General features: G+C 72.1%; 10 protein-coding genes and 5 tRNA genes. 9 read left to right on the plus strand and 6 right to left on the minus strand.

Features of this window, described 5'->3' with window-relative positions:
• Positions 1-36 precede the first annotated feature (36 nt).
• The 6 genes from AB0H86_RS27500 (at position 37) to AB0H86_RS27525 (ending at position 9,924) form a co-directional block, all read left to right on the plus strand.
• Positions 37-861, plus strand: a complete 825-nt coding sequence (locus AB0H86_RS27500) for a MetQ/NlpA family ABC transporter substrate-binding protein (RefSeq protein WP_362444158.1) — start codon at positions 37-39, stop codon at positions 859-861.
• 160 nt (positions 862-1,021) lie between these two features.
• Entirely contained in the window at positions 1,022-1,657 is a 636-nt protein-coding gene (locus AB0H86_RS27505) for a GNAT family N-acetyltransferase (protein WP_362444161.1), read from the plus strand.
• Between the two features lie 105 nt (positions 1,658-1,762).
• A complete protein-coding gene (cbiE, locus tag AB0H86_RS27510) occupies positions 1,763-2,983 on the plus strand; it encodes a precorrin-6y C5,15-methyltransferase (decarboxylating) subunit CbiE (RefSeq protein WP_362444164.1) in 1,221 nt (406 codons plus the stop codon).
• A gap of 378 nt (positions 2,984-3,361) precedes the next feature.
• On the plus strand, positions 3,362-7,645 hold the full coding sequence (cobT, locus tag AB0H86_RS27515) for a nicotinate-nucleotide--dimethylbenzimidazole phosphoribosyltransferase (RefSeq protein WP_362444167.1): 4,284 nt from the start codon (positions 3,362-3,364) through the stop codon (positions 7,643-7,645).
• Positions 7,646-7,791: 146 nt separating this feature from the next.
• A complete protein-coding gene (cobA, locus tag AB0H86_RS27520) occupies positions 7,792-9,024 on the plus strand; it encodes a uroporphyrinogen-III C-methyltransferase (protein ID WP_362444169.1) in 1,233 nt (410 codons plus the stop codon).
• A gap of 81 nt (positions 9,025-9,105) precedes the next feature.
• A complete protein-coding gene (locus AB0H86_RS27525; RefSeq protein ID WP_362444172.1) occupies positions 9,106-9,924 on the plus strand; it encodes an RNA methyltransferase in 819 nt (272 codons plus the stop codon).
• Between the two features lie 6 nt (positions 9,925-9,930).
• Here AB0H86_RS27525 and AB0H86_RS27530 read toward each other — a convergent pair whose 3' ends face one another.
• Complete coding sequence (locus AB0H86_RS27530) at positions 9,931-11,358, minus strand: protein kinase (RefSeq protein ID WP_362444487.1); 1,428 nt, start codon at positions 11,356-11,358, stop codon at positions 9,931-9,933.
• A 559-nt stretch (positions 11,359-11,917) separates the two neighbouring features.
• Here AB0H86_RS27530 and AB0H86_RS27535 point away from each other — a divergent pair.
• The 3 genes from AB0H86_RS27535 (at position 11,918) to AB0H86_RS27545 (ending at position 13,969) form a co-directional block, all read left to right on the plus strand.
• Positions 11,918-12,115 (plus strand): hypothetical protein, encoded by a 198-nt coding sequence (locus tag AB0H86_RS27535; protein WP_362444175.1) that lies wholly within the window; start codon positions 11,918-11,920, stop codon positions 12,113-12,115.
• Between the two features lie 525 nt (positions 12,116-12,640).
• A complete protein-coding gene (locus tag AB0H86_RS27540; RefSeq protein WP_362444178.1) occupies positions 12,641-13,561 on the plus strand; it encodes an aminoglycoside phosphotransferase family protein in 921 nt (306 codons plus the stop codon).
• Positions 13,562-13,657: 96 nt separating this feature from the next.
• Positions 13,658-13,969, plus strand: a complete 312-nt coding sequence (locus AB0H86_RS27545; protein WP_362444181.1) for a zf-TFIIB domain-containing protein — start codon at positions 13,658-13,660, stop codon at positions 13,967-13,969.
• A gap of 59 nt (positions 13,970-14,028) precedes the next feature.
• Here AB0H86_RS27545 and AB0H86_RS27550 read toward each other — a convergent pair.
• From AB0H86_RS27550 to AB0H86_RS27570, 5 genes are all read right to left on the minus strand, one after another.
• Positions 14,029-14,100 (minus strand) — tRNA-Val (locus AB0H86_RS27550).
• A 51-nt stretch (positions 14,101-14,151) separates the two neighbouring features.
• Positions 14,152-14,223: transfer RNA gene (locus AB0H86_RS27555), tRNA-Val, on the minus strand.
• Between the two features lie 19 nt (positions 14,224-14,242).
• Positions 14,243-14,314 (minus strand) — tRNA-Val (locus AB0H86_RS27560).
• Between the two features lies 1 nt (position 14,315).
• Positions 14,316-14,389, minus strand: a tRNA-Cys gene (locus tag AB0H86_RS27565).
• A gap of 39 nt (positions 14,390-14,428) precedes the next feature.
• A tRNA-Gly gene (locus tag AB0H86_RS27570) sits at positions 14,429-14,501 on the minus strand.
• Positions 14,502-14,591 lie beyond the last annotated feature (90 nt).

A 14,591-nucleotide genomic window follows, 5' to 3' on the forward strand; every position in this document is an offset into this window, starting at 1 on the left:
CGGGATCGCTTCAACTCGTAAGGAAAGGCACTTTTCGTGCGTAACCCCGCAAAGTTCACCACTGCCGTCCTCGCCGCCGGAGCCCTCACCCTGGGTCTCACCGCCTGCGGCTCGGACAAGGACTCCGCCGACACCAGCGGACCGCTGGTCGTCGCCGCGAGCCCGACCCCGCACGCCGAGATCCTGAACTACGTCAAGGAGAACCTGGCGAAGAAGGCGGGCCTCGACCTGGAGGTCAAGGAGTTCACCGACTACACGACGCAGAACCCATCGACCGAAGACGGGTCGGTGGACGCCAACTACTTCCAGAACCAGCCGTACCTCGACGACTTCAACAAGAAGAACGGCACCAAGATCGTGCCCGTCGTCACGGTCCACCTGGAGCCGCTGGGCCTCTACTCCCACAAGGCCAAGAGCGCCGACGCCCTCAAGAGCGGCGCGACCGTCGCCGTCCCGAACGACACGGTCAACGAGGCGCGGGCGCTCAAGCTGCTCGACACCAACGGGATCATCACGCTCAAGGACGGCGCGGGCAATGAGGCGACCCCCGCGGACATCGCCAAGAACCCGAAGAACCTCAAGTTCAAGGAGCTGGAGGCGGCCCAGACCCCGCGCTCCCTGGACGACGTGGACGCGGCCGTCATCAACGGCAACTACGCCCTCGAGGCCGACCTCAAGCCCGCCGACGACGCCCTTGTCCTGGAGTCGGCGAAGAACAACCCGTACGGCAACTTCCTCGCCGTCAAGGACGGCGACCAGGACGACCCGCGCGTCAAGAAGCTCGCCAAGCTCCTGACCTCCCCCGAGGTCAAGAAGTTCATCGCGGACAAGTACGCCGGCTCCGTTCTCGCGTCCTTCTGATCCCGGTCGGCTCCGGCCGGCGGCGCGTATACGGCGTATCACCACGCAGGGGGTCCATCCCATGACTCGGGGTGGACCCCGTCGTGCGGTTGCGGGCTCACATGCTGCATGCTGGGCAGTTCAGCAGGCAGAGGGTTTCCCGACGGTTACGGAGCGGCGCATGACGAGCACCTTCCCCAACATCTCCATCAGCACGGAGCGGTTGGTGCTGCGTCCCCTTGACGAGGACGACGTGCCGGCACTGGCCGCGATGATGAACGACGAACAGGTCGGAGCCTGGACCGACGTCCCCCAGCCCTACACCGAGGACCAGGCCCGCACCTGGATCACCGAATACGCCCCCAGGGAACGCACCGCAGGCCGTGGACTCGATCTCGCCGTCACCGAGTTCCTCACCCAGCGGCTGGTCGGCATCGTCCAGCTCGCCAAGACGAACTGGCACCTCCGGTCCACCGAACTGTCGTACTCCATCGCCCCCTGGGCCCGTGGCGAGGGATATGCCTCCGAAGCGTCCCTCGCCACCGCCCAATGGCTGCTGCGCGACCAGAAGTTCGAGCGCATCGAGCTGCGCACGGCGGCCGACAACACCGCCTCCCAGCAGGTCGCCCAGAAGATCGGCTGCATCAGCGAAGGCGTCCTGCGTAACGCCTGCATAGCGCACGTCCGCGCCGAGGACGGCACCTGGACCGACATCCGCACCGACTTCATCGTATGGAGCCTGCTCCCCGAGGACCTGGACGGAGCGGGCGAGCTGGCCGACGCGAACGGATTCACCTCGTTCTCCGACTGGAACTGACCTCGGCGCCACACGACCCGGCCCCCTCCACCAGGTACCCTCACGGAGCCCGCCCGCCGGGCTGCCCCTGACAACCCGCGCACCCCCTCTGGAGACTGAGAGACGATGGCCGACCGGGTCACGGTGATCGGCTGGGACGGTTCGCCGCTGACCGCCGCGGCGCGCTCGGCCCTGGGCGCCGCCACTCTCGTGGCCGGAGCCCCCCACCACCTGGCGCTCCCCGAGGTGCCGCGCGGCGCCGAACGCATCCGCCTCGGCAGCGCTGCCCTGGCCGCCCGCCGCATCGCCGGCCACCGCGGCACCGCCGTCGTACTGGCCGACGGCGACCCCGGCTTCTTCGGCGTCGTACGGACCCTGCGCGCACCCGAGTTCGGCCTGGAGGTCGAAGTCGTCCCCGCCGTCTCCTCGGTCGCCACGGCCTTCGCCCGGGCGGGTATGCCCTGGGACGACGCACAGGTGGTCGTCGCACACCGGCGCACCCTGCGACGGGCCGTGAACGTATGCCGCGCCCACACCAAGGTCGCCGTCCTCACCTCGCCCGGCGCCGGCCCCGCCGAACTCGGCCTGCTCCTGGAGGGCGTCCACCGCACCTTCGTCATCTGCGAGGAACTCGGCACCGAACGCGAACAGGTCACCGTCGTCACCTCCGACAAGGCCGCCGACCACACCTGGCGTGACCCCAACGTCGTCATCGTCATGGGCGGACCGGTCGGCCCCGCCGGCATCGCCGAGGGCGGCGGCTGGATCGCCGGACGCGACCCGGGCACCGGACCGCGCGGCTGGACGCTGCCCGCCGAGGCGTACGGCGGCGATCTCGGCGAGGGCGAGTCGGAACTGCTCCGCGCGGCCCAACTCGCCCGGCTGGGACCGCGCGTCGGCGATCTGGTGTGGGACATCGGCTGCGGCAGCGGCGCCTTCGCCGCGGAGGCCGCCCGCGCAGGCGCCGCCGTCATCGCCGTCGACCGGGACCTCGCCGCCTGCGCCCGCACCGAGGCCGCCGGCCGCGGCTTCGGGGTGCAGCTGCAGATCGTGCGCGGCACCGCCCCGTACGTCCTGGAGAACCTTCCCGAACCGGACGTCGTCCGTGTCGGCGGCGGGGGAGCGGCCGTCGTCTCGGCCGTGGCCGACCGCCGCCCGCGGTGCATCGTCACCCACGCGGCGACCCGCGACGCGGCCGAACGCGTCGGCCGCGACCTGACCGAGCACGGCTACCTGGTGCAGTGCGCCCTCGTCCAGTCCGTCGAACTCGACACCCGGGCCTGGACGGAGACAGAGCGGAGCGTCGCGTTCCTGCTCAGCGGCCTGCTGCCGGACCGTACGGCCTGACTCCCGTTCCGTCCCGGAACCTGTCCCCGTGATCCTGTTGTCGTACTGCGCGCGGTAGGCTGGCCGATCGTTGTACCGCATTCGGATGCCCGGCGCTTCGTAGGCCAATGTCCGGAAAACGCGCCCGATTTGGGGTGGGTGTGGTACGGCAGAACCGGAGGACGCGCAACGTGGCGCAGTCCACAGCGGGCCGTCGCGGATCAAGCTGTCGCGGCGGAGCAACGGCCGCGACAATGCCAGTTAATGGCTTTGTCGTCTTTTGGCGACGGGTTGTTCGTGCCGCTGGGCACGCACGCTCGTTCTTCACTGCGGGGCGGTCGGTGCGCCGTTCCGGGTGATCCGGCCGTAGAAGCACTAACCGATGGGCGAGGGGTACGCATGACCGACACCGGCCAGGTCCCGGCCGACGGACTGCCGGAGAACGCAGGCATGGTGGATCAGCCGGGCGCCTCCGCGCACGGTGCGTACACCTACCTCTCCGAGACCACCGCCGAGGACGAAGACCTGTTGCTGCTGCCGGGCGCCCAGGGCGCTTGGGGCAACGAGGTCCCACCACCCGCACCGGAGCCCGTCGTCGAGACCGTCCACGAACCGGGGCCGCATGAGATCTCGGGCCGCGACAGTGGCTCCGTCGACCTCAGCGCCGTCCGTCTTCCCCACTCCATGCCGGTACCGCCCGTCGTGCCCGCCCCGCCTCGCCGTCCGCTCCACCTCGGTCCGCCCATCCCCGACGCCTCCGCGAGCCCGGTCCGCTCCCTCGCCGACCGCGGCGCCGTCCGCGCACCGGTGCGGCAGTCCGGCCCGGTCACGACCGGCCCCGAGTACCTCGACGTCCCGCAGTCGCGCGAGATGTCCCCGCAGGGTGCGGCGCCCTGGGGCGCGTCGGCGTCCCCGCAGGACGGCGTGCAGGGTGCGGTCCAGGCGCCGGTGAGCACCGAGGCCCCGGCTGCCGAAACGGTTGTGCCGGTGGAGGAGCATCCGGCCGAGCCGGTGGCCACCGCCGAGGCCGCCGAGGGTGCCGAGGTCCCGGCCGCCGCCCAGACGGCCGTGGCAGGGCTCGCGACAGAGGCGGTCGCCGCTACGGCTCCGCAGGGGGCGCAGGCGGGTCAGCCGCTGCAGTCCGTGGCGACCGGCGCAGGGCCGCAGTTCGCCGAGGCGGGCGTCGCGGCACCGGGCCAGGAGGCCGGGTTCGACCCGCAGGTCCCGCAGGGCGGCGAGGCATCGCAGGTCGGTGACGCTTCGTACGCCGACGGCGGCGATCCGGCCGCCCAGGTGTGGGACGCCGGGCAGCCCGCGCATGACGCTCAGGTTCCGGACGCCGCGCAGTGGCCGGAAGGCGCCCAGGTGGTGGAGGGCGATCAGCCCGCGGCGACGGCGTCCGTGTCCGACGCCGAGCAGCTTCCCGAGGCGGCGCCGGTCGTCGGAGCCGACCCGGACTCGGCCGCCGGGGCCGTGACGGACGCCGGTGAGGTGTCGGACGGTGCCCCTGATGCGAAGGCCGAGCAGTCGGCCGTGGCGGCCGTGGACGATGGTCAAGTGCCCGGAGCCGAGGCCGGTATCGACGCCGGAGCCGTTCCGGGAACGGCCGCTGTGCCGGAGGTCGAGCAGGACGCGGAGGGCGTCGGAAGCGATGTCGGAAACGGTGCCGGAAACGGTGTCGGCCCAGACGCGGGTGAGCTTGTGGCGGACGCCGTAGGACCGTACGCCGAGCAGCTGCCGGAAGGCGCACCCGCTCCGGTCGCCTCCGAGCAGGGCGCCGAGAACCCGCACGTTTCGGTGGTCGACGGTGCGCCTGTTTCCGAAGGTGACGCCTCCGACATCGCGCCGGACACCGACCTCGTGCCGGACACCGACCTCGCGCCGAGTGCCGAGACAGGTGTGCTCGACCCCGCCGCTCAGGAGCCGGGGGCCCCCGAGCCCGGCTTCACCGAACCCGCAATCGTCGACTCCGGCGCCCCCGGTGACGGGTCCGCCGTGGACGCGGGGCAGCTCCCCGAGACGCTCCCGGTCCCGGACGCGGCGCAGACGCCGCACACCGAATCCACCCCGGACAGCGCAGACGTTCCGGGCGCCGTATCCGTCCCCGACGCGGTACCCGCCCCGAGCGCCGATCCGCTTCCCGAGGCGGAACCGCTCCCCGACGCGGAACAGATCCCGGCGGCCGCCGCCCCCGTTCCGGTCGCCGACCAGATCCCCGAGGCCGTCGATCCCGGTGACCACTCGGCGGTCCCCGAAGCCGTGCCCTTCCCGGCCGCTGAGGACGTCTCGGCGAACCCGCAGTTCGTGGCCGCCACGTCGGCACCGCTTCCGCACGCCGAAGGCGTCGCCGCCGTGCACCCCGACCCGTCGCAGCAACAGGCGGTGGCCGAACAAGCCGTAGCGGAGCCCGGTCAGGCACCCACGCCGGACGCCCCCCAGGTACAGGGCCCCCAGATCGCCCCGGACCCAACCCTCGCCCAGGACACCGAGCCGGCGCCCGCCGCTTTTGTCAACGACCCGGCCACCACCCCCGTCCCGGACGCGGAGTACACCCCGGCCCCGCATGACGAGTCGGCTCCTCTCCCGGACGCCCTCGCGGCGCACGGCGAGGACATCCCCGGGCCTCAGCCGCTCCAGCCGGCCACGGAACCCCAACCCGACCAGTCCCTGGGCCAGTTCGTCGCCGTGGAGGGCTCGGTCCCGACCGCCCCCCACCTCCCGCCGACACCCCCGCACGCCATGACCCTCCCCCCGGAGGACCCGTCGGCGCCGCGACCCGTCGCCGCGGTCCCCGCACCCCGTGACGGCGACCCCGGACTCGTCCAGCGCGCGGAGGACCTGGACACCCGGGCCGCCGACCAGGAAGACCGGGAAGACCAGCAGGAGCAGCAGGACCAGCAGGGCCAGGAAGAGAGCACAGCCGCAGTGGAAGACGTACGACAGTCCACCGGTCCGGCCGCGCCCGCCTACGACGACGCCGAACGCGAGGCGGTGCTCAAGGTCATGCGCGAACGCAGAGACATCCGCAACGGTTTCCGCGGTGATCCCATCCCGCACGAGGTACTGCTCCGCGTCCTGGAAGCCGCGCACACCGCGCCCTCCGTCGGCCACTCGCAGCCGTGGGACTTCGTCGTCATCCGTTCCGCCGACACCCGGCGCGCGATGCACGAACTGGCCATGCGCCAGCGCGACGCCTACGCCAAGTCCCTCCCCAAGGGCCGGGCGAAGCAGTTCAAGGAACTGAAGATCGAGGCGATCCTCGACACCCCCGTGAACATCGTCGTCACCGCCGACCCGACCCGCGGCGGCCGCCACACCCTCGGCCGGCACACCCAGCCGCAGATGGCCCCGTACTCCGCCGCGCTCGCCGTCGAGAACCTGTGGCTCGCCGCCCGCGCAGAGGGCCTCGGCGTCGGCTGGGTCAGCTTCTTCGACGAGCGAGAGATGGTCCGCGCTCTCGGTCTGCCCGAGCACCTGGAGGTCATCGCCTACCTGTGCGTCGGCTACGTCGACGAGTTCCCGGACGAGCCCGAGCTGCTGCAGGCGGGCTGGTCCAAGCGACGCCCCCTGTCCTGGGTCGTGCACGAGGAGACGTACGGCCGTCGCGCGCTGCCCGGAGAGGAGCCGCACGACCTGCTCGGCGAGACCGTCGCCCAGATCCGCCCGCTGGACGCCAAGGCGCTCGGCGAGGCCTGGGAACGCCAGAAGCGGATGACCAAGCCGGCCGGCGCGCTCGGCATGCTGGAGATCATCTCCGCCCAGCTGTCCGGTCTGTCCCGCCAGTGCCCGCCCCCGATCCCGGAGCCGGCGGCCGTCGCGATCTTCGCGGGCGACCACGGCGTACACGCGCAGGGGGTCACCCCCTGGCCGCAGGAGGTGACGGCCCAGATGGTCGCCAACTTCCTCGGCGGGGGAGCGGTCTGCAACGCCTTCGCCAGTCAGGTGGGCGCCGAGGTCTGCGTGGTCGATGTCGGTGTCGCGACCGACCTCCCGGCGACCCCCGGCCTGCTGCCCCGCAAGATCCGCGCGGGCACCTCCGACATGACGACCGGCCCCGCGATGACCCGCGAGGAGGCCAAGCAGGCCATCGAGGTGGGCATCGAGACGGCTCGCGACCTGGTGGCGGCCGGAAACAAGGCCCTGCTCACGGGCGAGATGGGCATCGCGAACACCACCGCGTCGGCAGCTCTCATCTCGGTCTTCACGGGTGCCGATCCGGCCGAGGTGACCGGCCGTGGCACCGGCATCAACGACGAGACACTGGCCCGCAAGACCGAGGTCGTCCGCCGCGCCCTCGACCTCCACCAGCCGGACCCGGCCGACCCCGTCGGCGTCCTCGCGGCCATCGGCGGCTTCGAACACGCGGCGATGGTCGGCCTCCTCCTCGGCGGCGCCTCCCTGCGTACGCCGGTGATCCTGGACGGCGTCAGCGCGGGCGCCGCCGCCCTGGTCGCCCGCGCGATCGCCCCCGAGGTCCTCGCGGCCTGCATCGCGGGCCACCGCAGCGCCGAGCCCGGTCATGTGGCCGCCCTCAACAAGCTGGGCCTGCGCCCCCTGGTCGACCTGGACCTCCGCCTGGGCGAGGGCACCGGCGCGCTGCTGGCCCTGCCGCTGGTGCAGAGCACGGCGCGAGCGATGCACGAGGTGGCCACGTTCGACTCGGCGGGAGTCACCGAGAAGTAGGCAGCGACCGGGGGCGGGTGGTCCGGGCACGATTCCCGCGTGCCCCCCGCCCCCGCCGTACGCTGAACCCGCAGCTTAAAATCCGCACGTCAGGGCCGCTCCAGTGCCGCAGCGCCCACCCTTGCCCGTACGAGGAGCCGTACCCCATGGCCGAACACCCCGCCTACCCCGTAGGCCTTCGCCTCATCGGCCGCCGAGTGGTCGTCCTCGGCGGCGGCCAGGTCGCCCAGCGCCGCCTCCCGGCCCTCATCGCCGCGGGCGCGGACATCCTCCTCGTGTCCCCCGAGGCGACACCGTCGGTCGAGGCGATGGCGGACGCGGGCGAGATCACCTGGGAGCGGCGCCCGTACACCGACGGCGACCTCGCGAACGCCTGGTACGCCCTCATCGCCACCAGCGACACCGAGGCGAACACCCGTGCCTCGGCCGAGGCGGAGCGCCACCGCGTCTGGTGCGTCCGCTCCGACGACGCCGACGCGGCGACCGCCTGGACCCCGGCCACCGGCACCAGCGAGGGAGTGACGGTCGCCGTCCTCACCTCGCACGCCCGCGGCCGCGACCCCCGCCACACCGCCGCCATCCGCGACGCGGTCGTCGAGGGCCTGCGCGACGGCACCCTGGTCGCCCCCCACCACCGCACCCGTACGACCGGCGTCGCCCTCGTCGGCGGCGGCCCCGGCGACCCGGACCTGATCACGGTCCGCGGCCGTCGACTGCTCGCCGAGGCCGACGTCGTCATCGCCGACCGCCTCGGCCCGCGCGACCTCCTCGCCGAACTCCCGCCCCACGTCGAGGTCATCGACGCGGCGAAGATCCCCTACGGCCGCTTCATGGCCCAGGAGGCCATCAACAACGCGCTGATCGAGCACGCCAAGCAGGGCAAGTCGGTGGTGCGGCTGAAGGGGGGCGACCCGTACGTCTTCGGCCGCGGCATGGAGGAGCTCCAGGCTCTCGCCGAGGCCGGCATCCCCTGCACCGTCGTCCCCGGCATCTCCAGCTCGATCTCGGTCCCGGGCGCGGCCGGCATCCCGGTCACCCACCGCGGGATCGCCCACGAGTTCACGGTGGTCAGCGGCCATGTCGCCCCTGACGACGAGCGCTCCCTGGTCGACTGGCCGTCGCTCGCGAAACTGACCGGCACCCTCGTGATCCTCATGGGCGTGGACAAGATCGGCCGGATCGCCGAGACGCTGGTGGCCCACGGCAAGTCACCGGACACCCCGGTCGCCCTCGTCCAGGAGGGCACGACGGCCGCACAACGCCGCGTCGACGCCACGCTCGCGACGGTCGCCGAGGTCGTACGGGCCGAGGACGTGAAGCCCCCGGCCGTCATCGTCGTCGGCGAGGTCGTCACCGTCGGCCCGCCCGCGACCGCGTGAAACACGCCATCATGTAACCGCGGGTAACCCAACCCGTTCCCAGCCGTTGGCACCGCACCCAGGACAAGGCAGTATCACTCTGTGGCCGATCTCATCACCGTCGAGAACCCCGACGACCCGCGCCTGCGCGACTACACGGGCCTGACCGACGTCGAACTGCGCCGCAAGCGCGAGCCGGCCGAGGGCCTGTTCATCGCCGAGGGCGAGAAGGTCATCCGACGGGCCAAGGACGCCGGGTACGAGATGCGGTCGATGCTGCTGTCCGCCAAGTGGGTCGACGTCATGCGGGACGTCATCGACGAGCTCCCGGCCCCGGTGTACGCGGCCAGCCCGGAGCTCGCCGAGCAGGTCACCGGCTACCACGTACACCGGGGCGCGCTGGCCTCGATGCAGCGCAAGCCGCTGCCCACCGCCGCCGACCTCCTCCAGACCGCCCGCCGGGTCGTCGTCATGGAGTCGGTCAACGACCACACCAACATCGGCGCGATCTTCCGCTCGGCCGCCGCCCTCGGCATGGACGCGGTCCTGCTCTCCCCGGACTGCGCCGACCCCCTCTACCGCCGCAGCGTCAAGGTCTCGATGGGCGCCGTCTTCTCCGTGCCGTACGCCCGCCTCGACACCTGGCCCAAGAGCCTGGAGTCGGTGCGCGAGGCCGGTTTCACCCTGCTCGCCCTCACCCCGGACGCCAAGGCCAGGACCCTCGACGAGGCCGCCCCGCACAAGATGGACCGGGTGGCCCTGATGCTCGGCGCCGAGGGCGACGGCCTCTCCACCCAGGCGCTGGTGGCCGCCGACGAATGGGTCCGCATCCCGATGGACCACGGCGTGGACTCCCTCAACGTGGGCGCGGCGGCCGCGGTCGCCTTCTACGCGGTGGCCACCGGCCGGCCCCAGCCGTGAGGCCCCTCAGCCGTTTGTGACGGCGGTCCGCTGTGACGTCGACTTGTGCGGCTCCGGTGGGTTGTGGGCCGACAGCCCCTGCTCCCGTACGACGCGGTCGTCGCCCAGTCCGCGTGACGGCCCCTGACAGCCCTGCGCCGCAGCGATACCGAGCGCCACGAACAGCGTGACCACGACGAACACGAACAGCCGCTGCCGCAACAGCCGCGGATTCGCCGGCCGGCGTCCGGTCCCGGTGTTCCTGGACGCCGGACGGCTGCCGCCGCGCGACCCCGGACGGCTGCCGCCGCCGGACCGGGTCGTGTTCCGCGAGGACGGTGCGGGCCGTGACCCGGACCTGGGCGCCGGGGTGCCGTTGCCGCGCGTGCCGCCACCGCCACCGCCGCCTCGCGACGGGGCCGCGCCGCGCGACGGTGTGCCGCCTCCGCGTGCTGGGCCCGACCCCCGCGAGCCGGTGCCTTCCCGCGGCGGGGGAGTGCCCTGGGTACCCGCCGGGCCCTGCGGACGCCGTTGAGCCGCCCGCTCCGGGTAGGTGTCCGCGATCCGCCCGGTGGGCCGGTCCGCCTCGGCGGCGCGCGGCGCGGGCGGACGCAGGTCCGCGAGCCCCTGCCCCTCCCGGGCCGCGATCTCCTTCAGCCGCAGCGACAGCTGAAGCGTGCTGGGCCGCTCCTCGGGGTCCTTCGCCAGGCACGCCCGCACCAGCGGGGCCAGTGCGTCCGGCACCCCGTGCAGTTGCGCCTCCTCGTGCACCACGCGGTACAGCATCACCTCGGAACTGCCGTGCCCGAAGGGCGAGTCGCCCATCGACGCGTACGCCAAGGTGGCCCCGAGCGAGAACACGTCCGTGGCCGGGGTGACGGCGGCGCCGCGCACCTGCTCCGGGGCGAGGAAGCCGGGGGAGCCGACCGCCGTACCGACGTGGGTGAGCGTGGAGGCCCCCGTCGCCCAGGCGATGCCGAAGTCGATGATCCGCGGTCCCTTGGGGGACAGCAGGATGTTGGACGGCTTGAGATCCCGGTGCACCACCCCGGCCTCGTGCACCGCCACCAGCCCCTCCGACAGGGCGGCCCCGACGGCGGCCACGTCGGCCGCGACCAGGGATCCCTCGTCGGCGACCTTGTCGTGCAGGGAGGGCCCGGGCACGTACTGGGTGGCGAACCACGGTCGATCGGCGTCGAGGTCGGCTGCGACGAGCCGGGCGGTGCACCCGCCGCGGATCCGCCGGGCCGCCGACACCTCGCGCGCGAAGCGGGAGCGGAACTCCTGGTCCTCCGCCAGATCGGGCCGGATCACCTTGAGCGCGACCCGCTGCCCCTTGCGGTCCGAGCCGAGATAGACAACGCCCATCCCGCCCGCGCCGAGCCGTCTGTGAAGCCTGAACGAGCCGACGACGCGCGGGTCCTCGCGCCTCAGGCGCATCATCGCCATGTTCATCCCCGCTGCCCGGTCCGTGTGACGTGCCACAGCTTACGTTTCCACGCGCGGCTGCGCGCAGAGGCCGCGCCCTCTCGGTCCGATGGATTGTCAGTGCCGGGTAGGAGACTTGAAGAGTAGTCAGGGGGCGTGGGGGCGGGTTGACTTCGTCTGGTGTGCCGCGCCAACCACCTGTCGCAGACGGGGGATTGGGGCCGTGAAGGGTGATCGCGTGGAAATCGTCGTGTGCGCCGGGGACACGACATGTACATACGCGGTGGAAGTGAGCGAAGTCACCCAGTGGGGGAGGATCGGTGGTGCGTACGGCCCGTTTCATGTAGGGGCACATCGGGCGCCCCCTCCGGGAAGACCCCGAGACCTAGGACCTCGTCTCCACCCAGGGGAGTACTTCGCAGGTCATGGCTCATCCTCCGGGAGGCCCGGCAATAGGTACGAGGGCATGACGCCCGAGGGGCGCCGGAAGCCTAGATTTGAGGTCAAGCGGCGGGTGCAGCACTCGTCCCCCGAGGTCAGACACCCGCCGCTGCCAACGACAACTGAGACGGTCAGGAGAGGGACCATGGCCCTTACGGCACCGCGGACACTTGTCCGCACACAGGAGCGCATAGCGCTCCGCTCCCGCCGCACGGGGCGTCGCCATCCCTTGGTGGCGACACTCATGGCCCTTCCCCTGGCGGCCCTGCTCCTCCTGGTCTTCGACGGCTGGGAGACAGTGGCCACACAGGCGTCGTCCGTGGGTGTGATGCTGGGGCGCTGAGCGGCGACCCCAGGCCCGGAAGAGCGGTCCGGGCGGGGACATCCACCCATGAAACCCCGTGGGGACGGGGGTGCGGCGGACGGCACAAATGCCGGCGCAGCTGGGGAGCTGCGCCGGCATTGCTGTGTCTTGACTGCGGCGGTCGGTGGGGGGTCGGGGACGGGACGGGGGTGTCCGTCCTCGGTCTGGCGCGGAATCGGTTTCTTGGGGAGTGGGCGGTGTTGACGCGCCAGACGCTGCGGGCGGACACCCCCGTCCCGTCCCCTTGCCGCCGTGGGCGGGTGCGGACACCGGCACATCTACTCGCGGTGGTGGCGGGCTGCCGGGGGTCTGGGGGCGGAGCCCCCAGGGCAAGGCCCGCTTCTTGCCCCACCGAGTCGGGTGGGTGTGGTGGGCGCGAACCGGGGGTCTGGGGGCGGAGCCCCCAGGGGCGTTCGCGTCAGCGGGGGGAGAGGGATCGGCTCCGGTCCAGGGAACTTGCGTACGCTCGCGAACGGACAGCACTTCGCCCGCGCAAGGAGAACCGTGACTGCAAGCCGCCTCCTCGCCGAGCTCACGAACCGAGCCAAGACCCAGGCCCACTCGGCACCTTCGGTCTGCCCCTGCGGAGCAACCACGCTTGCCGACCGTCCCGACGCCACCGTCGTTCGTCACGCCCACACCGTCGCCAAGGCCCACGCCCCGGACACGGTCAGAGCGGACCTGACACCCCGTCTCACCACCGCCACACACCTCCCCGGCATCCTCCTCCCCCCGCTCAGCCCGACGCCCGTCACCCTGCACGGCAGACTCGTCACGTTCTGGCCGTACGGCACCCCCGTGGACCCGGAGAACCCGGACGCGGCCCCCTGGGAAGACGCCGCCACCCTCCTCGCGCGTCTCCACCGCACCCCCGCGCCAACTCCGCTGCCTCCCATGCGCGGGCCCGCGAAGGCCGCCCTCGCCGTCGCCCGCCTGCGTGCCGCCGGCTCTCATGCTGCGACGCCCCCCGTGCTGCGTGCCTGGTCCACGCTGCCGGCCTGGGCGCGTGCCGAGAGCCCGATGCCGGATGCCGCCACCCTCTGCCACGGCGACCTCCACCTCGGTCAGCTCGTCCGTCACCCGGCGCCCGACGGGCCGTGGCTGCTCATAGATGTCGACGACCTCGGCCTCGGCGTTCCTGCCTGGGATCTCGCCCGCCCGGCCGCCTGGTTCGCCTGCGGACTGCTCCCGCCCGACGAGTGGACCCGCTTCCTCGCCGCCTATCGCGCGGCGGGCGGGCCGGCCGTTCCCGCGGACGGCGACCCGTGGCCCGCACTGGACGTCCCGGCCCGCGCCCTCACCGTGCAGACCGCCGCCCGCTCGATCGCCAAGGCGGTCGCGGCGGACCGCGCCCTGGACGAGGTGGAGCAGGCCCTGGTCGACGCCTGCGACCGGATGGGTTCCGCCCCACGCGACTTGGCGTGAGGTTTCCCGACGTAGGGTGCAACCGACGGGCCGCCGGACGGAGTCTGTCCTGGCGAAACATGAAGCAGGACCAACGGGCGAGGAGTTGAGCCGACCATGCAGTGTCCGAAGTGCCATGCGCCGATGCACACGTACAACCGCAATGGCGTCCAGATCGAGCAGTGCAGCGGCTGCCGCGGCATATTTCTCGACTACGGCGAGCTGGAGTCGCTGACCCGCCTGGAGTCCCAGTGGGGTGGCGGCCCCGCTGTCCCGCCGCCTCCGGCCGCCCCGCAGTACCCGGCCGCGCAGTACCCGGCCACACCCACCGCTCCCGCGTGGGGCGCCCCGCACGGCGGGCACCACGGCGGGCACCACGGCGGTCACCAGCGCAACCGTGGCTTCGGCCACATGCTGTTCTCCAGCTGACGGCAGCCGACCGGCACACGAAGAAGCCCCCGGCAGCATGGCCGGGGGCTTTCGGTGTGTGGACGATACTGGGATTGAACCAGTGACCTCTTCCGTGTCAGGGAAGCGCTCTCCCGCTGAGCTAATCGTCCTCGCGGCCACGATCACGTCACTCACCAAGAGGAGTGATCATGGGCACTGCGTGCGCGATACTGGGATTGAACCAGTGACCTCTTCCGTGTCAGGGAAGCGCTCTCCCGCTGAGCTAATCGCGCGGGGGATCCGAAGATCCAGTGGACGATACTGGGATTGAACCAGTGACCTCTTCCGTGTCAGGGAAGCGCTCTCCCGCTGAGCTAATCGTCCATGGAGGTGGAGACGGGATTTGAACCCGTGTAGACGGCTTTGCAGGCCGTTGCCTCGCCTCTCGGCCACTCCACCAGGAGTGTGGGGGTTCGGGAAGATCCCCCACTTCCTGCGAGCGGACGACCAGGTTCGAACTGGCGACCTCAACCTTGGCAAGGTTGCGCTCTACCAACTGAGCTACGTCCGCTTGTCGTTTCCGCTCGGCTTGCGCGTCGCGGTGACGAGTTGAACTCTAGCGGATTCCGGGGCCAGCACAAAAACGCGTTTGTGCAGCGTG

Source organism: Streptomyces sp. NPDC050997, from assembly GCF_040660135.1.
Taxonomy (GTDB): domain Bacteria; phylum Actinomycetota; class Actinomycetes; order Streptomycetales; family Streptomycetaceae; genus Streptomyces.

Coding starts and splice junctions, on each gene's coding strand:
- AB0H86_RS27505 (WP_362444161.1), top strand. CDS start 1,022: ATGACGAGCACCTTCCCCAACATCTCCATCAGCACGGAGCGGTTGGTG.
- cbiE (WP_362444164.1), top strand. CDS start 1,763: ATGGCCGACCGGGTCACGGTGATCGGCTGGGACGGTTCGCCGCTGACC.
- cobT (WP_362444167.1), top strand. CDS start 3,362: ATGACCGACACCGGCCAGGTCCCGGCCGACGGACTGCCGGAGAACGCA.
- cobA (WP_362444169.1), top strand. CDS start 7,792: ATGGCCGAACACCCCGCCTACCCCGTAGGCCTTCGCCTCATCGGCCGC.
- AB0H86_RS27530 (WP_362444487.1), bottom strand. CDS start 11,358: ATGAACATGGCGATGATGCGCCTGAGGCGCGAGGACCCGCGCGTCGTC.
- AB0H86_RS27535 (WP_362444175.1), top strand. CDS start 11,918: ATGGCCCTTACGGCACCGCGGACACTTGTCCGCACACAGGAGCGCATA.
- AB0H86_RS27545 (WP_362444181.1), top strand. CDS start 13,658: ATGCAGTGTCCGAAGTGCCATGCGCCGATGCACACGTACAACCGCAAT.